23 protein-coding genes are annotated in these 23,561 nt (G+C 43.4%); 13 read left to right on the forward strand and 10 right to left on the reverse strand.

The annotated features are described in order from the left end of the window. Nucleotides 1-92 precede the first annotated feature (92 nt). Entirely contained in the window at nucleotides 93-929 is an 837-nt protein-coding gene (aroE, locus tag L6421_RS00735) for a shikimate dehydrogenase (protein WP_237262063.1), read from the reverse strand. A gap of 5 nt (nucleotides 930-934) precedes the next feature. After that, nucleotides 935-1,945 (reverse strand): porphobilinogen synthase, encoded by a 1,011-nt coding sequence (hemB, locus tag L6421_RS00740; protein ID WP_237262064.1) that lies wholly within the window; start codon nucleotides 1,943-1,945, stop codon nucleotides 935-937. A gap of 103 nt (nucleotides 1,946-2,048) precedes the next feature. Here hemB and L6421_RS00745 point away from each other — a divergent pair, with 103 nt between their 5' ends. The 8 genes from L6421_RS00745 (at nucleotide 2,049) to moaC (ending at nucleotide 9,198) form a co-directional block, all read left to right on the forward strand. Continuing rightward, the gene (locus L6421_RS00745; RefSeq protein ID WP_237262065.1) at nucleotides 2,049-2,498 is read left to right on the forward strand and encodes a hypothetical protein; all 450 of its coding nucleotides are present in this window, start codon (nucleotides 2,049-2,051) and stop codon (nucleotides 2,496-2,498) included. A 256-nt stretch (nucleotides 2,499-2,754) separates the two neighbouring features. Beyond that, nucleotides 2,755-4,116 (forward strand): sulfite dehydrogenase, encoded by a 1,362-nt coding sequence (gene soxC, locus L6421_RS00750; protein WP_237262066.1) that lies wholly within the window; start codon nucleotides 2,755-2,757, stop codon nucleotides 4,114-4,116. After that, the gene (locus tag L6421_RS00755; RefSeq protein ID WP_237262067.1) at nucleotides 4,103-5,173 is read left to right on the forward strand and encodes a c-type cytochrome; all 1,071 of its coding nucleotides are present in this window, start codon (nucleotides 4,103-4,105) and stop codon (nucleotides 5,171-5,173) included. Before soxC ends, L6421_RS00755 begins: the two co-directional genes overlap by 14 nt. Nucleotides 5,174-5,622: 449 nt before the next feature. Beyond that, the gene (gene moaA / locus L6421_RS00760; RefSeq protein WP_237262068.1) at nucleotides 5,623-6,624 is read left to right on the forward strand and encodes a GTP 3',8-cyclase MoaA; all 1,002 of its coding nucleotides are present in this window, start codon (nucleotides 5,623-5,625) and stop codon (nucleotides 6,622-6,624) included. Between the two features lie 25 nt (nucleotides 6,625-6,649). Beyond that, nucleotides 6,650-6,898 (forward strand): molybdopterin converting factor subunit 1, encoded by a 249-nt coding sequence (gene moaD, locus L6421_RS00765; protein ID WP_237262069.1) that lies wholly within the window; start codon nucleotides 6,650-6,652, stop codon nucleotides 6,896-6,898. A 4-nt stretch (nucleotides 6,899-6,902) separates the two neighbouring features. Continuing rightward, nucleotides 6,903-7,370 carry a molybdopterin synthase catalytic subunit MoaE gene (gene moaE, locus L6421_RS00770; protein ID WP_237262070.1) on the forward strand — a complete coding sequence of 156 codons (468 nt, stop codon included), beginning with the start codon at nucleotides 6,903-6,905 and terminating at the stop codon, nucleotides 7,368-7,370. Nucleotides 7,371-7,511: 141 nt separating this feature from the next. Continuing rightward, nucleotides 7,512-8,717, forward strand: a complete 1,206-nt coding sequence (locus L6421_RS00775) for a molybdopterin molybdotransferase MoeA (protein WP_237262071.1) — start codon at nucleotides 7,512-7,514, stop codon at nucleotides 8,715-8,717. A 1-nt stretch (nucleotide 8,718) separates the two neighbouring features. Then, nucleotides 8,719-9,198, forward strand: coding sequence for a cyclic pyranopterin monophosphate synthase MoaC (gene moaC, locus L6421_RS00780; RefSeq protein WP_237262072.1), 480 nt, complete (start codon nucleotides 8,719-8,721; stop codon nucleotides 9,196-9,198). Nucleotides 9,199-9,271: 73 nt separating this feature from the next. Here moaC and L6421_RS00785 read toward each other — a convergent pair whose 3' ends face one another. Further along, complete coding sequence (locus L6421_RS00785; protein ID WP_237262073.1) at nucleotides 9,272-10,360, reverse strand: GGDEF domain-containing protein; 1,089 nt, start codon at nucleotides 10,358-10,360, stop codon at nucleotides 9,272-9,274. A gap of 229 nt (nucleotides 10,361-10,589) precedes the next feature. Between L6421_RS00785 and L6421_RS00790 the strand changes: the two genes are divergently transcribed. Further along, nucleotides 10,590-10,910, forward strand: a complete 321-nt coding sequence (locus tag L6421_RS00790) for a GIY-YIG nuclease family protein (RefSeq protein WP_237262074.1) — start codon at nucleotides 10,590-10,592, stop codon at nucleotides 10,908-10,910. Between the two features lie 97 nt (nucleotides 10,911-11,007). Here L6421_RS00790 and L6421_RS00795 read toward each other — a convergent pair whose 3' ends face one another. After that, nucleotides 11,008-12,807, reverse strand: coding sequence for a DEAD/DEAH box helicase (locus L6421_RS00795; protein ID WP_237262075.1), 1,800 nt, complete (start codon nucleotides 12,805-12,807; stop codon nucleotides 11,008-11,010). 464 nt (nucleotides 12,808-13,271) lie between these two features. After that, nucleotides 13,272-13,715 (reverse strand): cyanase, encoded by a 444-nt coding sequence (gene cynS, locus L6421_RS00800; protein WP_237262076.1) that lies wholly within the window; start codon nucleotides 13,713-13,715, stop codon nucleotides 13,272-13,274. Between the two features lie 335 nt (nucleotides 13,716-14,050). Here cynS and L6421_RS00805 point away from each other — a divergent pair, with 335 nt between their 5' ends. Genes L6421_RS00805 through L6421_RS00820 form a run of 3 tightly spaced genes read left to right on the forward strand, consistent with a single transcriptional unit; the run spans nucleotide 14,051 to nucleotide 17,105 of the window. Next, a complete protein-coding gene (locus tag L6421_RS00805) occupies nucleotides 14,051-14,590 on the forward strand; it encodes an OsmC family protein (RefSeq protein ID WP_237262077.1) in 540 nt (179 codons plus the stop codon). Between the two features lie 56 nt (nucleotides 14,591-14,646). After that, nucleotides 14,647-15,732 (forward strand): acyl-CoA dehydrogenase family protein, encoded by a 1,086-nt coding sequence (locus L6421_RS00810; RefSeq protein ID WP_237262078.1) that lies wholly within the window; start codon nucleotides 14,647-14,649, stop codon nucleotides 15,730-15,732. Between the two features lie 8 nt (nucleotides 15,733-15,740). Next, nucleotides 15,741-17,105, forward strand: coding sequence for an FAD-dependent oxidoreductase (locus L6421_RS00820; protein ID WP_375540379.1), 1,365 nt, complete (start codon nucleotides 15,741-15,743; stop codon nucleotides 17,103-17,105). Nucleotides 17,106-17,178: 73 nt separating this feature from the next. Here L6421_RS00820 and L6421_RS00825 read toward each other — a convergent pair whose 3' ends face one another. Further along, nucleotides 17,179-18,882, reverse strand: coding sequence for a sigma-54-dependent Fis family transcriptional regulator (locus tag L6421_RS00825; protein WP_237262079.1), 1,704 nt, complete (start codon nucleotides 18,880-18,882; stop codon nucleotides 17,179-17,181). Between the two features lie 117 nt (nucleotides 18,883-18,999). Here L6421_RS00825 and L6421_RS00830 point away from each other — a divergent pair, with 117 nt between their 5' ends. Then, nucleotides 19,000-19,212: a Rho-binding antiterminator gene (locus L6421_RS00830; RefSeq protein WP_237262080.1), complete on the forward strand. Its 213-nt coding sequence runs from the start codon at nucleotides 19,000-19,002 to the stop codon at nucleotides 19,210-19,212. Nucleotides 19,213-19,281: 69 nt separating this feature from the next. On the opposite strand, the gene L6421_RS00835 is transcribed toward L6421_RS00830, so the two are convergent. The 4 genes from L6421_RS00835 to L6421_RS00850 form a co-directional block, all read right to left on the reverse strand. Next, nucleotides 19,282-20,502 (reverse strand): hypothetical protein, encoded by a 1,221-nt coding sequence (locus tag L6421_RS00835; RefSeq protein WP_237262081.1) that lies wholly within the window; start codon nucleotides 20,500-20,502, stop codon nucleotides 19,282-19,284. Between the two features lie 149 nt (nucleotides 20,503-20,651). Further along, the gene (locus tag L6421_RS00840; RefSeq protein ID WP_237262082.1) at nucleotides 20,652-21,485 is read right to left on the reverse strand and encodes an ABC transporter permease; all 834 of its coding nucleotides are present in this window, start codon (nucleotides 21,483-21,485) and stop codon (nucleotides 20,652-20,654) included. Beyond that, on the reverse strand, nucleotides 21,482-22,735 hold the full coding sequence (locus L6421_RS00845; protein WP_237262083.1) for an ABC transporter substrate-binding protein: 1,254 nt from the start codon (nucleotides 22,733-22,735) through the stop codon (nucleotides 21,482-21,484). Before L6421_RS00845 ends, L6421_RS00840 begins: the two co-directional genes overlap by 4 nt. A gap of 39 nt (nucleotides 22,736-22,774) precedes the next feature. Further along, complete coding sequence (locus tag L6421_RS00850) at nucleotides 22,775-23,560, reverse strand: ABC transporter ATP-binding protein (RefSeq protein ID WP_237262084.1); 786 nt, start codon at nucleotides 23,558-23,560, stop codon at nucleotides 22,775-22,777. Between the last annotated feature and the right edge of the window lies 1 nt (nucleotide 23,561).

Consider the following 23,561-nt stretch of genomic DNA (forward strand, 5'->3'; position numbering starts at 1 on the left):
TACTAATAGTGGGTTATTAAAAAAACCAGGGCCGATAACGTTACCAGGCCTGGTTATTTGGGATGAAGCCATTTTTTATTTCAACTTGCCAGTTAAGCTGTGATGCTTTCTCTGACCTGCTGGATAACCGGTGCGGTTTCAGGGCGAACCCCTCGCCAAATATAAAAGGCTTCAGCCGCTTGACCGATCAACATTCCCAGACCATCCATGGTCTTGCAACTGGGTTGGGCTTGTTTAGCCCACTCCATAAATACAGTTGGCTTGGCACCATACATCATGTCATACACCAAACTGTGTTTGCCAATCAATGCAGGTGAAATGGGCGGTATTTTGCCCTCTAGACTTGCCGATGTACCATTGATGATGATGTCATACTCCTGCAATGGAATCTCTTCCCAGCCGCTACCGGTTATGGGTGTTTCGGTATGAAAACGCTCACCTAAAACCTGGGCGCGTTTTGCGGTGCGGTTAGCGATATGTACCAGGCCTGGTTGCTTTGCCAATAATGGTTCTAAAATGCCTTGTACCGCGCCGCCCGCTCCTAAAATCAGGACTTTTTTGCCTTTGAATGGCGTTTGGCCGTTGATTTCGATATCGTTGACCAAACCGATACCATCGGTATTCTCGCCGGAAATCGTGCCATCAGCATTGAAGGTGTAGGTGTTCACCGCGTGTGCGGTTTGGGCGCGACTGCTTAAATCATCGGCAAATTCAAACGCATCCAATTTATATGGTACGGTGATATTGATGCCTTTGTAGCCTTGGTTTTTAAGGTTCTCAATCTCCCATCTGAATGAGGTCTCTTCAGAGTCAATCAAAATCGCCTCATAAACCAAGTCTTGTTGGGTTTGCTCGGCAAACAAACGATGAATCAAGGGTGACTTAGAATGGCCGATGGGGAAGCCGACTACCGCATATTTATCTGTCATGACGATTAACCTTGCTGCACTTCTTTTAACCAAATGGCGGCAAGTTTGGCGTAATAGGTCAAGATGCCATCCGCACCAGCACGTTTACAACTTAATAGGGTTTCTAAAACCACCGATTTTTCGTCAATCCAGCCATTTTGTGAAGCGGCTTTGAGCATCGCATATTCACCACTGACATGATAGACAAAGGTCGGTGCTTTAAACTCATTTTTGATATCGCGCACAATATCCAAGTAAGGAATCCCTGGTTTGACCATCACCATATCCGCACCTTCGTTCAAATCTAAGGAAACTTCATGTAAAGCTTCATTGCGATTGGCCGGGTCCATCTGGTAGGTGTATTTATTGCCTTTACCCAGGTTCCCTGCTGAACCGACCGCATCACGGAAAGGGCCATAATAAGAAGAGGCGTATTTAGCTGAGTAAGCCATAATACGGGTATTGATATGGCCATGTTCTTCCAACAGTTCTCGAATCTCGATGATGCGGCCATCCATCATATCGGATGGTCCGATAACGTCTGCGCCAGCTTCGGCGTGTGACAAGGCCTGTTGCATCAATGCATCGATGGTGTCATCGTTTAAGACGTAACCGTCGTCGTCAATGATGCCGTCTTGCCCGTGTGTCGTGAATGGGTCTAGAGCCACATCGGTCATTACGCCTAATTCAGGGCAAGCCGCTTTGACGGCACGTACCGCACGTTGTGCAAGGCCTTCCGGATTATAGGCTTCTTCAGCGGTCAACGATTTGGCTTCCAGCGGGGTTACCGGAAAAAGTGCAATCATTGGTATGCCCAAGGCATGAATCTCTTTGGCTTCCTCCACTAAAAGGTCTATACTCAGCCTCTCAACTCCTGGCATAGATTTTACCGGTTCACGGCTATTGTGGCCTTCGATAACGAACATCGGCAAAATCAGGTCATTGGTGGTCAATACGTTTTCGCGCATTAAACGGCGTGAGAATTCATCTTTACGCATGCGACGCATACGGGTGATAGGGAATTGGCGATCAATCATGGTTTGCACCTTGTTACATTAATATGTCAGAGTAAACTGAATATGGAATCAATTGTGTATCGAATGATACCTGTCACAGCGTTAAAAATAAAGGAACCTGATTGTGGATGATTTAATGGAGTACGTTTTTTTTGATGAAAGTTTAGCCAAACGTTTTCAATTGTATTGTGAAAACCTGGGAGTCAAAACTGAATTGGAGGCGGATCTTACTCATACGGATGATGATTCTTTCACAATCAAGATTGTTGATAACTTAACTGAAGCCGTCACTGAGCAGATTGAAGAAGAGTATGGCGAGATGCTGTTCGGTGAGCAAGCGTCAATGATTGAGGGTAATGATGAAGCGGGAGCGATAGCGGATGCATGTGGTGTGCAAGTTCAGCTGCAATCGGGACAATTTACAACAGTTGCCATTCATCCTGAGATTATGAATAAGATTTTATCGGTACTTTCCATTGATGAATTGCAACAATTCTTAAGTCAAGTCGCTGAAGATATTGAAAATCCTAAAATGGGGCCTATCTGCTCTCGTAAAGACTTACCTACTATATAGTGTGTTTTTATGGATGATTATCAATCCTTATAGAAACTTGGCTTAGTGCTTATAAAAAATTTATATAAGAGATTCCTAATTTTTCTTGTGTTTAGGCTTGCAGTTGCTAATTTTAAATTTTATTATAGCCTGCTAGCAATAACTGTATTAGCCCTGGTTGTGGATTCAACTATTCGGCAATCCAGGCTATTTGGATAATGTAAACTCTTGAATCTGGGGTGTTACTCGAAGAAGTAAGGCCATCAAGGAGCAATAAATGACAGATCAAATCGTAGAAAAGGTTGCAGTTCAGACTGAAGACAGTCGCAACCAAGGTCGTCGCGCCTTTTTAAAAGGTAGTGCGGCTGTAGCTGGTGGAGTGATGTTCACTAAAGCAGCTAGTGCAGCAGAAGGTGCAGGTTATGATGCTAAGAAAGCAGTAGCCCCTTATGCTGGTAAAGAAGAAATCACAACTGTATTACAGGATCAAGCAGCTCGTAAATCTTTAGGTTTCGGTGTTCGTAAGTATCCTTACGGTATGCCTTCTCCTTTCGAGAAGGAAGTACAGCGTCGTACTCTTGAGTGGTTAACTCCAGATTCAATGGCGTCTATCACAATGACTCCATTGCACCAGTTGCACGGTATCATTACTCCTAACGGACTTCACTTTGAACGTTTCCACGGTGGTGTACCAACAATCAACCCTGATGAGCACCGTTTAGTAATTCACGGTCTTGTTGAACGCCCATTGATCTTCACTATGGATGATCTTAAGCGTTTCCCTTCAATTTCACGTATCCACTTTGTAGAGTGTCCTGCTAACGGTGCGATGGAATGGAAAGGGGTTCAGTTGAACTCTGTTCAATGGACTCACGGTATGATGTCTTGTGTTGAATACACGGGTGTACGTCTATCTGACCTACTAAAAGAAGCGGGTATCAAGCCAGAAGGTAAGTGGATCATTCCTGAAGGTGCGGATGCATCTGGTATGTCACGTTCAATCCCTCTTGAATTAGCTATGGATGACTGTTTCATTGCTTACGCACAGAACGGTGAAGCGTTACGTCGTGAACAGGGTTACCCAATCCGTTTAGTTGTTCCTGGTTGTGAAGCGAACATGTGGGTTAAATACCTACGTCGTATCATGGTTCACGATGTGCCTATGCAGCACCGTGAAGAAACTTCTAAGTACACTGAATTAATGCCTGATGGAACTGCGCAGCGTTTCTCATGGTACATGGAAGCTAACTCAGTAATCACTTATCCTTCTCCTGACTTTAAAATGCAAGGTCCTGGTAAATACTACGTTCGTGGTTTAGCTTGGTCTGGTCGTGGTAAAGTTGCTCACGTTGATGTTTCATTCGACGGTGGTAAAAACTGGAAAGAAGCACACTTTACTTCACCTGTATTAGATAAAGCTTGGACTCGTTTTGAAATCGAATGGGACTGGGATGGATCTGAAGCATTCCTAATGAGCCGTGTTACTGATGAAACTGGTTATGTACAACCTCCTATGCCTCAAATGCGTAAGATCGAAGGTACTAACAACGTTTATCACCGTACAGCTATGGTTACATGGCGTGTACACGCATGGGAAGATGGTAAAAACGGAGGCATGATCGAAAATGTTCAGTACTAAACAAACTTTAGTTGTAGCTTCTGTTACAGCATTATTCTCAGGTTCTGTATTAGCGATGTCTGGTTCTTCAGACAGCAATTCAGCATCTGGTGCAAAAATTGATGGTAAGTATGCGGCGGATTATGCAGAAATTATCAAAAAAGCTGACGGTAAATATTTAGATAAAGCCGTTATTGAAGCGATTTTAGGTAAAGATGCATCTCACGGTCGTGATGGTCTTGTTGGTAAATTAGATCCAGCTAACCCTTACTCTTTTGAAGTTGATGACAGCATCGACGGTGGTAACCACGGTAACGCTCAGTGTAAAATCCCTGCAGCATTCACTGAAGTTCACGACAGTGCTAAAGCTAACTACTTCAACGATTCCAAATTCGTAGCTAACGGATTTGGTACTCCTATCGCTGAGTCTGCTTTACAGAAGTGGAACATCACTGTAGACGGTGACGGGAAAGGTCTTCCTGCTGCTGGCGTTGGTATGACTGTAGAAGAAGGTGGAAAAATCTACGTTCAGTTCTGTGGTATGTGTCACGGTGAATTCGGTGAAGGTGCTAAAGGTTACCTACCTCTAGCGGTTGAAGAAAACTTAGTTACTTCTGACTTCTATGATCCAGCTCCAATGAAAGCAGTAGGTAACTACTGGCCATACGCGGTAACAATCTTTGATTACATCCGTCGTACAATGCCTTTCTGGACTCCAAACGCACCTTATATCGGTGATGCTGGTTACCTAGGTATGACTGGTTATATCCTTCAGTCTAACTACATCAAAATTGATGATGAAGGTAATGAGTTGGATAACGATACTTTCTTCGATTCAGCTATGCTGATGAAAATGAACAAGTATATGCCTAACCAAGGTAACTTCTTCTGTGACCACCGTCCTGTTATCCACAACGATCGTTGTATGACTAACTGTGACAATGCACAGGTTGGTGATGGTAAAGGTGATATCCATAACTATCGTCAAGCACGTAAACTACCTGATGGAACTCCTCAGTATAACGTTCCTCAGCGTATGCATGAAGATAAGCCTGGTGTAGGTCACGCTGGTATGTAATTTTTAGTGGCCGAATGGCCGCTAAGAATTACTAACTCATCGTTGGGAAATCATCACTTACATTTGTAAGCTCAGATTTCCCGCCTTGATTTAGTAAACTTAGCAACCATTCACCGCACTAAAATGACTTATCGAAAACCCGCGATTACTTTTTGTAGTCGCGGGTTTTTTTATGTCTTATTTTTGTTTTCTACTATTTCTGTCTGATCTTATTCGTGAATGCTAAACAAATAGTTGCGATAATCCATTCTAAAAAACCGCATGCTTTCTCTTGTTGTGGTGAAATTTCAAATAACCAGGCCTGGTCAGTTTATCTATCTAATTTCATTAGAAAATTTAATGGCGTTAATCTAATTATTTGCGGATAAATAATTGAATTCTAATATGTATTGCGTGTAAAATGCGTTATTCCCGATCGGCTATAACGCCTGACGAAAAAGTGAATAAATATGCGCAAAGAATTGATTGATCCATTTAACCGAAAAATTGAGTATGTACGTGTTTCTGTGACGGATAAGTGCAACTACCGTTGCGGTTATTGTATGCCGGAACAAGGCGTGCACCCAGATGGCACCCATACAGAGTATTTATCGTATGAAGAGCTAGCTCGTATTATCAAAGCCTTTGTAAACTTGGGTGTAGCCAAGGTTCGTTTAACTGGTGGTGAGCCATTGGTGCGTAAGAATTTGGCAAGTTTAGTGGAAGAGATTAGCCAATATGACGGGCTTGAAGATATCGCCCTTTCGACCAATGCTCATCACTTAGAAAGAGAAGCAGAGGCGTTAACCAAGGCTGGAATTACCCGTTGTAATATCTCGATTGATTCTTTGCGTAAGGAACGCTTTAAGAACATCACTCGTGGCGGCGATTTGGACAAGGTGCTTGCTGGTGTTGATAAAGCGCTAGAGGTGGGCATGAAACCGGTTAAATTCAATATGGTCGTTATGAAAGGTACGAATGACGATGAGATTGAGGCGATGGTCGATTACGGCTTACAAAAAGGTGTGGAAGTACGCTTTATCGAAACTATGCCGATTGGTCCTGCAGGCGTAAGCATGATGGATCAGCACTACCCTGCAGATAAGATCCTTGCAAGAATCAAGAAGCATGTTGGAGCAGATTTAATCCCAGCCTCAGGTAAAACCCATGATGGGCCATCACGTAACTTCTTGATTGCTGGAACCAATACCAAGATTGGTGTCATCTCCGCAGTATCACAACACTTTTGTGAAACCTGTAACCGGGTTCGACTAACTGCAAAAGGGGTTTTAGCCTTGTGTTTAGGTCAAGAAGACTCGGTTGATTTACGCACCCCGTTAAGGAATGGCGTTACCGATGAAGAGTTACAACAAATCATCACCGATGCGATGTTGAAGAAACCGGAAAAACACTTCTTCAATGAAAACGTACACAATATCGAATTTAGACAAATGGTTCAACTAGGCGGTTAACCGCTGTTTTGAGTAGGATAGAAAAATGGTCAATGTATTATATTTTGCAAGCTTTAGAGAGATGCTTGGTAAAGCTAATGAACAAATCAATGCTGAATACAACACGGTCGGCGCTTTGATAGAAAGTCTGGCAACACGTGGTGAAAACTGGCAAAAAGCACTTTTGGAAAACCAAAATCTACAGATTGCGGTAAACCATGACGTCGCACAAAGGGATACCTTGATCAAGGCGGGTGATGAAGTGGCCTTTTTCCCTCCGGTTACTGGTGGGTAATTGAATGAGTGATTTACCACATATCAAAATCCAACAAGAAGATTTTGATTTGACTACCGAAGTGGCCGCTTTAAGGGCTGGGCATAAAGACATAGGGGCGGTGGTCAGTTTTGTAGGTACTGTACGCGACATCAATGAAGGTGATGAAGTCAGTATCCTTGAACTTGAGCATTATCCGGGGATGACTGAAAAAGCGCTGGAAAAGATTCGACTTGAAGCCCATGAAAGATGGGCGTTGGAATCCAGCTTAATCATTCATCGCATCGGCAAAATGTACCCGACTGACCAGATTGTCTTGGTTGCTGTCTCAAGTCGCCACCGAGAAAATGCATTTTACGCCGCACACTTTATTATGGATTATCTTAAAACCAATGCCCCTTTCTGGAAGAAAGAAACCTTGCCAAATGGCGATGAGCGTTGGGTTGATGCACGCATCAGTGATAAAGAAGCTGAAAACCGTTGGGTAAAATAATCTACAATTAAAGCCAATAATATCGGCGATTACAGCATCCTGGGTACTTTAGATAAAGTACTCAAACGAGTTAATTAATACGATCTGTCTTTCCCTGCTTTAGCAGGGATTTTTTTATAAAGCGAGTTCTGAGAACCTACTATGAAAACTTTTGATGAAGCCTTGCATTACTTGTTGGCGCAAGTTAAGCAAACAGAGAACACAGAAACGATCTCCATTTTTGATGCCTTAGGGCGTGTCTTGGCTGAGCCAATTGTTTCACCGTTGAATGTTCCTCCGCATGACAATAGCATGATGGATGGTTATGCATTACATAGTTATGATTTGGAACATAATTCTGTATTTGAAGTCAGTCAAAGAATTCCCGCTGGAACCTCTCCAATGCCGTTGAAACCGGGAACGGCCGCACGTATCTTTACTGGTGCACCTATCCCCGAAGGAGCCAATATGGTGGTGATGCAAGAGGAAACCGAGCAACTTGCCGATAATGAAATCAGAATCACTGCAAGTCATAGTAGTGCTGGCCAGAATATTCGAGTAGTGGGTGAGGATATTCAGCAGAATACCACGATTCTAAAAGCAGGGCATAAGCTACGACCTCAGGATTTGGGGTTGATCACCTCGATTGGTTTTAATCAAGTCACCGTGTTTAAACCTTTAACGATTGCAACCTTCACTACTGGCGACGAGTTGCTAGAACCCGGAGAGGTTTCCCAGCCGGGTAAAATCTATAATGCCAACCGTTATGTGTTAGCAGGCCTGGTGCCGCAACTGGGCTTCAAATTGATTGATTTAGGCCGCGTTGACGATACCATCGATGCAACGGTGGAAGCGATGAAAAAAGCCGCCTCTATGGCGGATGTGGTGATTACCACCGGTGGCGTTTCAGTGGGTGAAGAAGACCATATCAAGCCTGCGATAGAACAACTGGGTTCATTGGATATGTGGAAAGTGAAAATGAAGCCCGGTAAACCGATCGCTTATGGTGATATCCAAGGTACCCCTTTTATCGGTTTGCCGGGTAATCCTGTGTCAGCCTTTGCGACTTTCAACCTGTTTGCACGTCCTTATCTATTAAAGATGCAAGGGGCTAATGTCCTTAAGGCAAAGCCCATCTGGCTTGAGGCGGATTTTGAATGGTTGAAGCCTGGTTTTAGACGTGAGTTCGCGCGTGCAAGGTTGGTCAATAAAAATCAAATAAGTGTGGTGGAAATCTATCCTAATCAAGGTTCTGGTGTCCTGACTTCGACCGTTTGGGCGGATGGCTTTGTGGTGATTCCTGAGGACAACCAAATAAATAGGGGCGATAAAGTCGCTTTTTACCCTTTCAATCCAGTGGATGAATAACATGACAGAACAACTCTTAACCCATTTAGATGAAAAAGGCCAAGCCCGTATGGTAGATGTGAGTGATAAGGCTTATACCGAACGTTCTGCGACGGCTTGCGCGACCATTTTCATGCAACCAGAAACCTTAAGCATGATTGTAGAGGGTAAGCATAAAAAGGGTGATGTGATGGCTACGGCACGTATAGCAGGGATTATGGCGGCAAAACGCACACCGGATTTGATTCCCATGTGCCATCCGTTGATGATTACCTCGGTAAAAGTCGAGCTCACCCCAAATCTTGAGAAAAGCAGTGTCGAGATTGAAGCGACTTGCAAAACCGTTGGGCAAACGGGAATTGAAATTGAAGCCTTAACGGCGGCCTCTGTAGCGGCCTTGACCCTTTACGATATGTGTAAAGCGGTTGATCGCGGTATGGTAATCGATCAAGTGAAACTGTTAGAGAAGATTGGCGGCAAGTCAGGCCACTGGCAACGGTAAAACGATAATCGTTATAACGTTTAACGGCTAAAAAACCCGCAAATTTTGCGGGTTTTTTTATGTTTGATTGATATTAAAGCAGATTGGTTTCTTCGTTATTGTGTTTAAAATTATGCTTGGCTTGATACATGTGTTGGTCTGCTAAATGTATGATTTCTTCGGCTGTTGGATATTCCACAGGGCCGGCCTGCATATAACCGACACTGATGGTTAATTCGGGTTCGTGTTGTTGGATTTCCTCAATCAAGCGTCGACTATAAATTTCAGATGCCTGGTTTTCAGTGCATTGTGGCAGTACGATACAGAACTCATCGCCGCCATAGCGAAAACACTGGTCTTCTTCACGTGAAACTCGATTAATCGCACTGGCGACGGTGCGTAAGATTTCATCACCACGCTGGTGTCCCTCTTCATCGTTAATCTGTTTAAAGTCGTTGATGTCCAGATAGGCTACCGAAACCGGCTCCAAACGACGTTGTGCGGCACGTAATATCTGAGTCAGGATTTCATTTAAATGGCGAACATTAAGTAGCCCTGTTAAGGGGTCGGTTCGTGAAACCATCTCCAACTGGATGGTACGTTCCTTAACCTTTTTCTCCAGTTCAATCGCATAGTCTTCAGATTTTTCTTTAGAGCTTTCAATTTCAGAGATCAAACTGCGAATATAAGTATCGAACACCAGCGAAATATCAAACATGAACAGTTTTTCTAAAGCCGATTGGACGAGAATACACTGCTCCGGCTGGTTGATAAAGAGTGTCTCTATCAGCTCCATCAGGAGTTTTTTGAGTTGTTGTACTGCGGAGAGATATAGCTTTGGTTCAACTCCGATACGTTTATGCACCATGCCTATGCGAAGCCGGTTGTTAACATATTCGATGTCGTAGAAGCCACTGAAAAGGTCAATGACATATTTGCGTTGGGCTGTCCGTAGTCGACCTAAAGTATCGGCATCCCCGATCAGTAAGGCGATTTCTGGAACATTGGTTTGCAGTTCATAAAATTGTTTTACTAGACGGTCAATTTCCAATTCGATTTGCGGTTTCACTCCGCTGAGAATTTCGGCATCTTCAACACTGATATTGAACAGCGTTTTGCGGTTTTCTATTTCAAGCTCAGTGATCCGCATTTGTTCAAGTAAGGTTTGATCAGTTCTATTCATAAATGCTCTCGTATAAAACAATTTGTAGTTATCTAACTTGAATGGCTGTTTTACTAGTCTGTTGAGCCATATGGCCACAAACCTAATAAGTTATGAGGACAGGATTTTAATTATAATGGTACGATAACTTAAAAATGTAAAGTGCTAATTCATTACAGCTTATAGTCTTAAGTCAATCAACAATCATTAATCAGATGTGGCTACAAACCTTTGAATTGGGATAGCGAAAATGAAAAGTCCAATCAATTTAGATCAGGTCGATTATTCAAATACAGAAAATTCATCGGTTGGTTCATGGTCGGTTTATCTATTACGTTGTGCCGATAATAGTCTGTATTGCGGTATCACCACCAATCTCAAAAAACGCCTCCGCCAACACAATGGCGAACTGGTAGGTGGAGCCAAATACACCAAAACCCGCCAGCCATGCGAGTTGGCTTATTGCGAAACTTATGACAATCGTAGTGATGCCTCTAAACGTGAATATGAGATAAAACAGCTGAGTAAACAGGCAAAAGAGCGCCTGATTTTAGATGCGATTGCTGTATGAATTTAATGTTTCCAGGCCTGGTGGGTTTTATGCCTGGATTTTAGATACAAAAAAACCCGCGTATAAGCGGGCTTTTTATTGGCAATGCTAAAGTCGATTAGCTACGTTTTGGCGCACGACGCGGCTTGCCTTTGTCTTTGCTCGGTGCGGCTTTATTGCGAGTTAAACGCTTACGCGGTTCACTTGCACTACCACCGGAAACTTCACGAATTTTAAGTTGCTGTCCACATACCCAAGCTTTGCTCAAATCTTCTCTAGCCGCTTTTGGCATATCAGATGGCAAATCAACCGTGCTGTAAGTATCTTCAATATTTAACTGACGGATAAATTCGCTGTCTAAGCCGGCTTCGTTGGCGATACAGCCGACGATGTTGCCTGGACGAACTCCGTGTTGATTCCCCACTTCAATGCGGAAACGTGTCATACCTTCATCAGGTGTTGCCGAACGTTCACGACGTGGTTTACGCTCTGGACGTTCGCCACGCCCCCCGCGATCGCCACGGTTACCGCGGTCATTTCTGTCGCTACGACCTCTATCATCACCGGCGTTACGTTCCGCACGTGGTTCACGGATCGGTTTGTCTGACATAAAGAATGGAATGTCGCCTTGTAACAGACGCGCTAAACCAGCCGCAATTTCAACTGCAGGAATGTTCTTCTCGGTTTCAATCTGTTCAATCATCTCTTGATAGAAAGCGGTGTCTTCTAGTTGAGTTGCTTCAATAATGCGAGACTTGAATTTTTCTACACGGCTGTCATTGATGTCTTGTGTCGAAGGCAAGTGCATTTCTGGAATCTTGCTTTTCGTGGTGCGCTCAATTGAGCTTAATAAACGACGCTCACGTGGGGTAACGAATAATACCGCTGTTCCTGAACGACCCGCACGACCTGTACGACCGATACGGTGAACATAAGATTCATTATCTTGCGGAATATCATAGTTGAACACGTGGCTGATACGCGGCACATCTAAACCACGGGCAACCACATCGGTAGCGACTAAGATATCAAGTTTGCCTTTCTTAAGTTGGTCAACGATACGTTCACGTTGGTTCTGGGCAATATCACCATTCAAAGCGGCCGCAGCATAACCACGTGCTTCTAGGCGTTCTGCCAGGTCAACAGTCGCTGTTTTGGTACGTACAAAGATGATTGAACCATCAATCTCTTCTTCCGCTTCTAAGATACGGGTTAAGGCATCCAGCTTGTGGCCACCGCTTACCAAAAGATATTTTTGTTCAATCGTCGTTGCGGTTGCAGTCTGTTGTTTGATAATAACCTCAGTTGGGTTATTTAGGTAATTGGTCGCAATGCGGTGAACTTCTTTAGGCATAGTTGCCGAGAAAAGTGCAATTTGACGGCTTTCAGGCGTTTGCTGAAGAATCCACTCAACATCGTCGATGAATCCCATGCGTAACATTTCATCGGCTTCATCCAAAACAAGTAGCTTTAAGGTATCAAGTTTTAAAGTTCCTTTACGGATGTGGTCCATAACGCGGCCAGGAGTTCCCACCACAACGTGTACACCACGGTTTAAGGCACGGATTTGTGTGCCATAATCTGAACCACCGTAAATAGGAAGGACGTGAAAACCTTTCATATGGTGTGCAAAACCTTGAAACGCTTCAGCAACCTGAATCGCTAACTCACGAGTAGGCGCCAAAACAAGGATTTGCGGGTTTTTTTGTTTGATGTCGGCTTGCGATAATGCAGGTAGAGCGAAAGCGGCAGTCTTACCTGTACCGGTTTGCGCCATACCTAGAATGTCATTACCTGTCATTAACGCAGGAATCGCTTGTGCCTGGATTGGTGAAGGTGTTTCATAGCCAATGTCAGTAATGGCTTTAAGTACTTCAGGGGTTAAGTTTAAATCTTTGAATGTTACATCAACAGTCATTTAGGGGTCCTTTTCTCATATTGAGAATGAAGTGCCCTTGAATAAATAAGCGTTTTTTCGGGTGAATAGCAAACAAAGCCACTTAACAAACCGGAGATTTGCTTGGCGAAAGGTCAAACTATTAACGAAAGTAGTGAGTCGTTATTCTGGGGCAAATTGCTTTAGGGAAAATTCCCTACAATAGAGCACCTTTGCATCAGAATAATCAGATCGCTTGATATTTTAGCAAGCGTAGGCAAATGGCTCTTTGAAGCATGATTTTTGTTGTGGCGTTTTTTTATCAGAAAGGCCGAAATCATTGCGAGTGCGCGGATTCTACTAAAAACCTAATGAAATTGCAAACTTACATTGGTCTTATTGCCAAAATAAAAGTTACCAGGCCTGGTAATTGTCTTTTTTTGTTAGAAGAAAAGAGGAGGGAAGGCCGCTTTGTTTACAATTGTAAGCAAAGCGGAAAAGGCGGGTTACCAAGATTTATAAGCTAGGAATTTTCCGTTCATGGTGACAACAACTCGATCCCCTGCAGGATTCTCTTCTTTGTCGATATCCATAGAGAAGTCAATCGCACTCATAATGCCATCGCCAAACTTTTCATTGATCACCTCTTTCATGGTTGGACCATATACACCGACAATTTCATACAGACGATAGATTAATGGATCGGTTGGAATGACTTGATCCCATTTCTTGGTTGGAAAGGCTTTTAAAGCTTCGGTTACTTCAGTGCCTAAACCTAACAGTTCGGTGACTTTTGCAGCCGGTTCCGGATCAAGATGGTTCATGCCTAAGCAGGCAGAGGTTACATAAACTTCACCTAATCCAGCGGCTTTGGCGATTTCACCCCAGCCAATTGATTTTTCGTATTTTGCTAAAACGATTGCTTCGGTCATTTCTACTTTAGACATCATAAGAGTGTTCTCCAATTGTATTGAAATTAAATAGTCGAGAGTAGTATTGCAAATGCTGTGCCATATTTATTAAGTGGTTGATATATATAGTAAAAAGCATTTTTTGAATGTTTTTAATGTTAACAAATGTTAACAATTTAATAAATATCTTTAAGATTGTTAACAAATATTTACCTTTTGTATGGCTGTTATTAATTAATTACATTAACAATCTAGTGTAACTATCTGTATTGGTTGGTAATATTAAAAAATGGCATCTAAGAAGCTATAGGAGAGGTAAGTTTTCGATAACCGAAAGTCTAAAAAAACTTAAATTAAATTCTTAGGAGAATTACATGTCTGAATTAATCATTCCATCTTGCTTACGTCCAATCGATACAGACGGCTTAAATAAATTAGGCGAAGCCGGTAAAGCAGCGCCTGATACGATTAAAACGCTTAAAAGTAAAACCGTTTTGGAAGGTCAGTTTAAAAACTTGAACTATGTGCGTGACTTAGAACCGATTGTTGTCGATGAGCCTCCTGTGCTACTTGGTGAAGATACTGCACCAAATCCATCTGAAATGGCATTGCTTTCATTAGGTTCTTGCTTGTCAGTCGGGGTACAGGCTAACGCGACTAATCGCGGCATCCCTTTGACTAAGCTAGAAGTTGAACTAGAAGGTGATATCAATATTACCGCAGTATGGGGTACCGGTGATTTGGATCCAAACAAAAAACTGGGTGTTACCGAAGTTAGAGCTTTCTTCACGATTGAATCACCAGGCACGCCAAAAGAGGTCTTGGAAGAGTTGGTGGCGCATGCGATGAAATGGTCTCCAGTAGCAAACACTTACTTAAATGCGGTAGATATGTCTGGCAAATTGGTCGATTAGTTCTTACCAGGCCTGGTAAGAACCAGGCCAATCTGACTTGAAAAGGAGTCAAACTCATGATTAGTCAAATTGTAAAAAACGATTTAAAACCGCTTACCCTATCCATTGACCATGGAAAATATACCACCGAAATTTTAGAAAAATTGGGTAAAGCGGGCGCTTTTCGACACCATATCCCTTCACAAAATAACGGCAAGCTCGACTTGTTTGGCACCATTGCGGACATGGCCGTGGTTTCAGAAGAGTGTATGTCTACCGGGTTTATGATGTGGGCACAAACCGTCTGTGCTTGGTATATTGAAAACTCAGACAATGAGTGGTTAAAAACCGATATTCTGCCAAAAATGGTAGAAGGTGAATGTTTTGGAGCAACTTCATTATCTAATCCGATGAAGTACTTTGCGGGTATTGAAGATTTGAAACTGTCTGCAGAAGAAACGGAAGACGGTTTTATCATTAACGGAACCTTGCCTTGGGTATCGAATCTATTGGAAGGTTCTAAAAAGCATTTCTTCGGCTCTATTTTTACGGTCCATGGGAAAAATGGTGAAGAGAACCGCGATGCGATGGCGCTTATTCCTTGCGATTTGGAAGGATTGACCATGAAGCAAATGGTGCAGTTTGTCGGTATGGAAGGTACCGGTACTTATGCGCTCATTTTCGATAATGCGTTTCTACCTAAAAAATACTTGTTATCCGATCCCGTACAACCTTTGCTTAAAAAGATGAAAGCCGGTTTTATTCTTTTGCAGACAGGCATGGCTGCAGGAGTGATTCAAGGTTCAATCAATGAAATGAATAAGTCCAACTTGACCTTGGCAGAAACCAATGCGTTTTTAGATGATTCACCAGAAGAGTTGCAAGAGGAATTGGAGGACGCTATCGAGTTTATTCAGGACTTGTGTGAAGCGCCCTATACAGAAGGTGAGGATTATATCAAATCGGTATTAGAGGCACGTTTACTCGGTGCTGAACTCTGCAAACGTTCAGCTGACTCGGTCATGCAACATGCGGGAGCTAAAGGTTATATTGTGGATGCAGCGGCTCATCGTAAACAGCGCGAAGCCTATTTTGTAATTATTGTGACCCCTTCGATTAAGCACTTAAGAAAAGAAATCGCTAGACTTGAAGAAGCGGCGTAGGAGGAATGATGAGTCAGCCATATCAAAAGTATATTTGTAAAACCTGTGGATTGATCTATGACGAAGAGTTGGGTGATCCAGATTCAGGATTGGCTCCTGGTACACGATTTGAAGATATTCCTGATGATTGGTATTGCCCTTTGTGTTTAGTGAGTAAAAGTGATTTCATTTTGGTGGATACCGCTAAAAAAATTGCTGGTGGCGAGCAAACAAAACGAAAGGTTAGTAGCCAGGCTGATGTGTTGATTATTGGATCGGGTTATGCCGGATGGCAAGCTGCGGAAGCGATTAGAAACGAAAACTCCAGTGCCGTAATCACTCTATTAACCGCTGACGATGGCGCGGTATACCCTAAACCCGCTTTATCGATGGCTTTGAGTCAGAATAGGACTCCAGAGGATTTGACCGAGGCGACCGCCAATCAAAAAGCGGCTGAACTGGAGTTGGGTGTGAAAACCCGTACCAAGGTGATGTCTATCAATACTAAGCGTAAAAAAGTGATGACAACCACCGGAAGTTTTAGTTATGACAAACTGATTTTAGCTACAGGTGCCAAAGCCATGGCGCCACAAATCGAAGGTGATGCTTCTCATGAAATTGTTACTATCAATGATTTAACGGCTTATAAAAAGTTTTATAAAGCCTTGCAACAGACTAAAAAAGTCACCCTGATTGGCGGAGGTTTGATTGCTACTGAATTGGCTGAAGATTTGCGTTCGTTTGGTGTGGAAGTGGATATGATCGTTAGGGGCGCCCATTTGATGAGTCAAATCATGCCTGAGGCGATTTCACATAATTTAGAAGAGAAGTTAAGAGCGCGCGGTGTGAATTTGATATTTAATTCCGAAGTCAAAGAGATGAATTTTTCTGAAAATGGCTATACGCTTAAAACCGACCAAGGCGAAACCTATGGTGCGGAATTGGTTTTAGCGGCTATCGGTATTGCTCCGAATATTGATTTGGCAAAAAAAGCCAAACTGGATACCAATTTAGGAATTTGTATCGACCAATATTGTCAAACCAGTGAAAAGGATGTGTTTGCAATTGGGGATTGTGCCGAAGCGGATGGCGTGGTTCAAGCCTATCTGGAGCCGATTCGACGTCAAGTGAAAGCACTGGCATCTCATCTTTATGGCAGTTCCGAAGAGTGTTTCAAAGTATTGCCAACCTTGATTAAAACCAAGACTCCCAGCCTATCTATTATGTTAAGTCCGCCCTTGCATGCAACCCATGGGCAGTGGGAATTGAATATGAATGTCGGTGAAAATCAGCGGTTACACTATACCGTTGATGGCAAAGTCTCGGGATTTGCTCTCAGTGGTGAGTTTGTTACTTCTGCTAACAAACTTTACCAGGAACTTTATTCCGCTTAATTATCCATTACCTGTCCTAATAACTCTCCAAGCCAGCAAGCCCTTTATTTAAAGGGCTTTTTTTATGCAGATTTTACATCCCCAATTTTTGTAAACGATAGTTAAATTGACGGGGAGTCATATTGAGTAATAGAGCCGCTCGGGTTTTATTGCCTCTTGCCATTTCTAGCGCCTGTTGCAAGCGCTCCTTTTCATTTTCAGAAACTTTCCAGTAAGCCCTTTTTTCATCAGGGCCAGGAATGGGGTCGACAAACTCATGAGTAGCATAGCTTTCAAGCTGCGGTGCTGGAGCGGCAATGGGTTGAGGTGATGGCACCACATTTTGTGGAATGGTCGCTGGCTGTACGTTTTCAATGTGAGTGGCGACAAATGCTGGTTGTGTAACAGCGGCAGGTGTGGTGCCGCCACGCACAATACCCCGTTCCTCTGAGATGATATGGTTAATCAGTTTTGAGGAAATCAAGCGGTTCTTATCGGCCAAAAGCACGGCACGTTTAATGATGTTTTCTAATTGACGAATGTTCCCAGGCCAGTCATAGCGCTCCAAAAATGCCATGGCTTCAGGATCAAAAATCGCGCTTGCCGAATATTCTTGGTTTGCTTGGTTGAGGAAGTGTCTGGCCAATAGTCGAATATCGCCTTCACGTTCTCTTAGAGGAGGCAACTCAATTGGAAATACGTTTAGACGATAGAATAAATCGAGTCTAAACGCCCCATTGTTGACTTGTTCGTGCAGGTCTTTGTGTGAGGCGACGATGATGCGGATATCGATTGGAATCGGTTTGGTGGCGCCTATTCTGGTTATGGTTCGGTCCTCTAGCACTCGCAATAATTTGGCTTGTAATCCCAAGTCCATATCACCAATTTCATCTAAGAATAAAGTGCCGTGATGAGCCAATTCCATTTTGCCTTGTTTGGCTTGGATGGCGCCTGTAAAAGCCCCTTTCTCATGCCCAAATAGTTCAGATTCAAGTAAATCCTCGGGAATGGCGGAGCAGTTTATCGCGATAAAAGGGCCATCCTTACGATGGGAGGCCAAATGGAGCATGCGTGAGAATCGTTCTTTACCGGTTCCGGATTCACCTTGAAGCATAACCGTCACCGAGGTGTTGGTCGCACGGCCAACTTTATTCAAAGCCGCCATTAAAGCCGGGCTTTCGCCAATGATTCCGTACTGGCTTCCTTGGCCTAAAGCCATGGATCTTAATTGCTCGTTCTCTTCTTTTAAAATTTGGGTTTGGCGTTGAATCATCGCGTTGACGGCCAATATTTCACTAATGAATAGCGCAATCAATTTGAGTAAGCCAAGGTCTTTGTCGAGCGAGCGGCGGGGGTTGGCCAAGCGGTTTACAGCCAGTACACCAATGACGATGTTGTTTCGAGTGATTGGGGTGGCAATAAATGAAACCTTGCCTTCTGGGAGGGTCGAACGGTCTACGGTGCGGAACAGGTAGTCGTCTTCTTTATCGATGTCAGAAACGATGGTAGGGGTTCCTGTGTACATAACCTTTCCTGAAATCCCTTCACTTATCGCAAAGCGACTGCGGGAAATTTCATCAGCGGTTAGGCCGTAAGAGTAAGCGGTATGTAGATAGCCGGTATCGCCATCCTGTAATAGGATGCGTCCACGATTTAAGCCCATTTGTCTTGAAATCAGACTGAGAATGGTGCGTATTGCCTTGTCAGGATCGTAGGCATTTTCAATCTGTTCGGCAGCCTCTTTAATGACAACATATTCAGTGTGATTGGCTATATCTAAATGTTCGACTTTTTTCACAAAAATTCCTGTAATTCAAGGGCTGATTGATGCTGTGATAACATTTTAAATTTAAAGGATAATTGGATTTCATAGTATCATTTTGTTACTTAAACATGAAGTTAGCAGGGGGTAAAGATGGGTATTTCATGTTCGGATTATGATTTATTGGAAATTGCCTCAATGAGAGGTGAAAAATTATCTTTATTTTTTGAAGATGTAGACAAAAATCAACAGGTTATAGAAGGTGTTGTTGACACCCTTTATACTAAGAACGGAGAGGAGTTTGTGGTATTGAAAAATGGTGATGAATATCCTCTCAGTCAATTGCGTTCTATTAAAAAAATGTAACGGATATCAAAAGAATTACGTCAGTTAGGTGCTGACGTAATTCAATGTTGTAATCAATCAAGTTTTTCGTTAAAAATTGATATTAGTCCAAATCCACAGTTTTTGAGTGTCTTTGTTGCTGGCTGTATCAGAAGAAAAATTGGCGTATTTGATACCGGCTAGGTAGTTTTTACCGAATTTTTTCGCTACCAGTAAATCGGTTTCCGAACCAATGCTGTCACTGTTTTTATCAGATTTAAAGTCATGGTAGATCGCCGCTAATTTGACGCCTGAAATCTTAGTGCCGAGTTGGGCATAAGTATCTACTAAACCTTTTACCGGAGTGGTTAAAAACTTATCTGCCCAACCGTTGTAAAGGTGCAGGGTCGCTAGAGGTGTTTGAAATGAAGAGGTTCCATCACCACCAAGCTTTTCTTGAGCAATCATCGCGCTGACACCACTAAATTTTGTGCCCAATTGAAAATGATAGTAGTCACCACCGGTCGCACTTGGCGCATCGGCATATTTGGATTGATCGGCGAATTCCGCTAGGTAACTTAAGCCAACCCCATCCGAAACCTTTACTTCACCTTTGATGCGTGCCCCAACCGTTTGGCTATCTGCTGTGCTATCGAGTTTATCGATAAAGTAGCCGTAACCGGTTAAGGTCGTCTTTGGCATGATTTTATAATCAAGTTTTACGGCGTGAGTTGCCATTGGAATCTGTAGGCCAAGAGGATTGTCCTGCTCCGCAATGTAAGCGTAATCCAAGGTCAGGCCATCGACTTCTTTCATTAAGACATGGGCACCATTGTATACCTGCTCTGTTTGACGCCAGCCAACATTTCCTAAGAAACGGTTGTCCATGATGATGCGTTGTTTACCCGCTTTGATATTCGATTTGGAAAAGCTGTAATCTATCCAGGCCTGGTTCAAGCGTGTGATAGCCGGGTCTAATACAATTCCTTTATCAACGGTTGGATTCGCATCCGGTCCTAAAGGCACTTTATATTCATCACGACCGCCAATGGCTTCCGTGCCAGACATTTCCACAAATGCGCTAAAGCCCTTGAAATCGCCTGTCTTATAGCCAATACGGGTTCGTTCGGTAATGGCGGTTCCAGATGGGGCACCATCTACGTCAACGGATTCATAACGAACGGTAATATCCACATTCGCCTTACCGCTGGTTAACGCTTCAGTAAAACTATCTGATGCAACTGCTGATTGTGAGCCGAAAAGAGCGCTAGTGATTGCTAGAGCAACTGGCGTTAAGATTTTTTTGGTTTTCAAAGACATTTTCATTGTCATGTTGGTTTCCTTTATTAAAATTTTATGGGCTGTACTTATGTTGGAAATACAAGCCTCATGAGTAATATCAACGTCTTTGTTGTATATCGTTTTTAGGGTGCTCACTGTTTTGCAAAGAGCGAGCGATCTTTGGAGAGGAGGGTTAAGTGCTATTCAACACGCCATGAATAACGTTTGATTAACATCACGGCAATGGCATCAAGCATATAGCCGATGACACCGATCACCACCACGATTGCTGCAAGAGAGTCATAGTCCAGGGTATCTCGAGCATCGTTGATTGCGTAACCTAAACCAGAGGTTACACCCAGGTATTCAGCTGGAACCAATACAACCCAAGCAACTCCTATCGCCAAACGAATCCCGGCAAATACATCTTGTGCGATGGCTGGCATAATCACACGTCGGAGCATTTGAAAACCATCCGCGCCTAGGTTTTTAGCCACGCTGAACCAATTAGGGTCAATACGTTGCACGCCGTGAGCGGTACCAAAGACGATTGGCCAAACGGTTGCCATAATCAATAGAAAGATAATGGCGTTATCCCAAGTTTCAAACGCTAATACGGCAATCGGCATCCATGCTAATGGGCTGATCATGCGTAAAAATTGAAAAGGCATATTCGCTACCTGGCGAACCGAAACGAAGTAACCGACAAGTACACCAACGGGTACACCGATCACAATCCCCCAGAATAAACCGATAATGATTCGGTATAAGCTAGAGTAAATGGTTTCCCAAATCGAACCTGTTTCGATTAGATAAGCCAGGGCGGTAAAAGCTGGCCCTGGTGCGAATCCCGCAAAGGCTTCTGTATCCGGGTTGGATTGAATGAGTATGCCTCCAATCCACCAAAGTAACAGTAGGATTCCCATTCCCCAAACCGCATTGGAGAAGTTTTGGACGCTATCAGGAAGTTTCTTAAAGCCAGTGTGCAACTGGCCAAAAGAGAACGAGGGTTTGGATGCTATTGCTGTGCTCATAATACAAAGACCTCTTCTCGTTCAGTTGGGTTGTTTGGATTGACTCCAGGCACCTTGTCCCAAACCTGGTACTTATCCATCGCATTCTTAACATACTCATAGTTCACCAGGTCTTTGACCACAAAATCGGTATCAAGGTCTTTTAGGAAATTGGTGTTACCTGCGACTAAGGTATCCTTAAGTTCATCAATGATGAATTTAGTGGCCGATGGGTAAGGGTAAGGGTTAAAGTCGATTCGACCGACACCCCAGTCTTCATGTTTAATCGCATCTGGATCGGCATAGTGCTCAGGAGCATAGTCTGTCATCGCTTTTAAAACCACTTTAGCTTTCATTGGCAGGTATTTTTTACCTTCGCGTGAAAGCATGTGAGCCACTTCTTCTTTATGCTCTTGAGCATATAAAGCTCCACGTACGACCGCATTCATTACTTTTTGAGACCACTCTTTTTTCTTGTCTACATGTTCATCGTGCATACAGACAACACAACAAGGATGGTTTTTCCAAACGTCACCGGTAAAACGTAACATTTTCGCGCCGGCTAAAACCTCACCTGCGGCATTGAATGGTTCCGCAACAATGTAGGCGTCGATTTTCTTAGCCGCTAATGCCGGTGGCATATCTGGTGGCGGCATGATTTGTAGGTTTACTTGGTTTGGCTTAAGAGGATCTGTCTGGTCTTGGATGACAGGTTCTAAACCAGCGTTTTTCAGCGCCATTTGTAGAACGATGTTGTGCATCGAGTACCAATAAGGAATGGCAATTTGTTTACCGCCCAACTGTTCAAACTTTTCAACCCCGGTGTGCTTGCCAACGACTAAGCCTGAACCATTGGTGTGCGCCCAGCTGGTGATTTTTACCGGGAATTTGTTGTTGTATCGCATCCAGATTGGAATCGGTTTTAGAAAGTGCACCAAGTTGAACTTTTTAGCCGCGAAACCTTCAATCAATGGTGACCATCCGCGAATAAGGGTGGGTTTCTCAGCTTTTAAGCCTTCGTCTTCAAAAAATCCCATTGCGTGAGCAACAAGCAAGGCGCTTGCATCGGTGATTGGAAGATAACCAATGCGCACCACTTCGTCTTCTGGCATTTCCATATTGGCGAAAGCATCTAGAGGTAAACTCATTGCCGCCGTCAATCCTCCAGCGGCAGCCATGCTGTCCAGGATGAATTCTCGACGTCCTTTTGCAGGGTTAAATTTATAATCTACTTTTGCGGATTCTTCTGTAATATCACAAAGTTGGCACATGGTAATTCTCCTTAAAGGCAATAAATCGGGTAATTAAAATTAAGAGGCTTTTTGTTCTAATTCGGCTTGTTTTGCTTGGTCGATTTTTTCAAACTCAGCAAAAAGCTGTTCTTTGAGCTCGATAAACTTAGGTGCGCTACGGTCTCTAGGGTATTCGACAGGAACTTCCAAGGAGCCGACGATTCGACCAGGGTTGTGGTTCATAATGACGACTTTATCAGCCATCGCTACGGCTTCTTCGATGTCATGGGTAACCAGCACCATGGTGATGCCTTGGTCATGACAAATTTGAGCCACTTCAGTTTGCAGTTGGGCACGGGTGAAAGCATCTAAAGCAGAAAAAGGTTCATCCAGTAGCAGCACTTCAGGCTCCGCAGCTAAAGAACGGGCTAGGGCAACCCTCTGTTGTTGGCCACCAGAAAGCTGCTGGACATTTTTATCTTTATGCTCTGTTAGCCCAACCATATCAAGCAGGTTCTCAACGCGCTCTTCATTGCCTTTGTAGGTTCCTGAAAACACGAGAGATAGAGCCGCATTTTCCCTAACGGTCATCCAAGGGTATAAAGAAGGTTTTTGAAACATCATGTTCCACTTGGCATTGGGTTTATATACCGTATGGCCGTTGATGCGGACGGCGCCTTCTGTTGGTATCAACAGTCCTGCCAACATTTGTAAAAGGGTCGATTTACCACATCCGCTTCGCCCAATTAATGCGGTTAACTGGCCTTTAGGAATGGTTAGGTTGATGTTGTCCAATGTTGGAGAGGTCTGTTTTTTATTGTAGTAATGGGTGAGATCTGAAATCCAAATATTAGAAGCTGACATA

The sequence above is a fragment of the Thiomicrorhabdus immobilis genome, from assembly GCF_021654855.1.
In the GTDB taxonomy this organism is placed as follows: Bacteria; Pseudomonadota; Gammaproteobacteria; order Thiomicrospirales; family Thiomicrospiraceae; genus Thiomicrorhabdus; species Thiomicrorhabdus immobilis.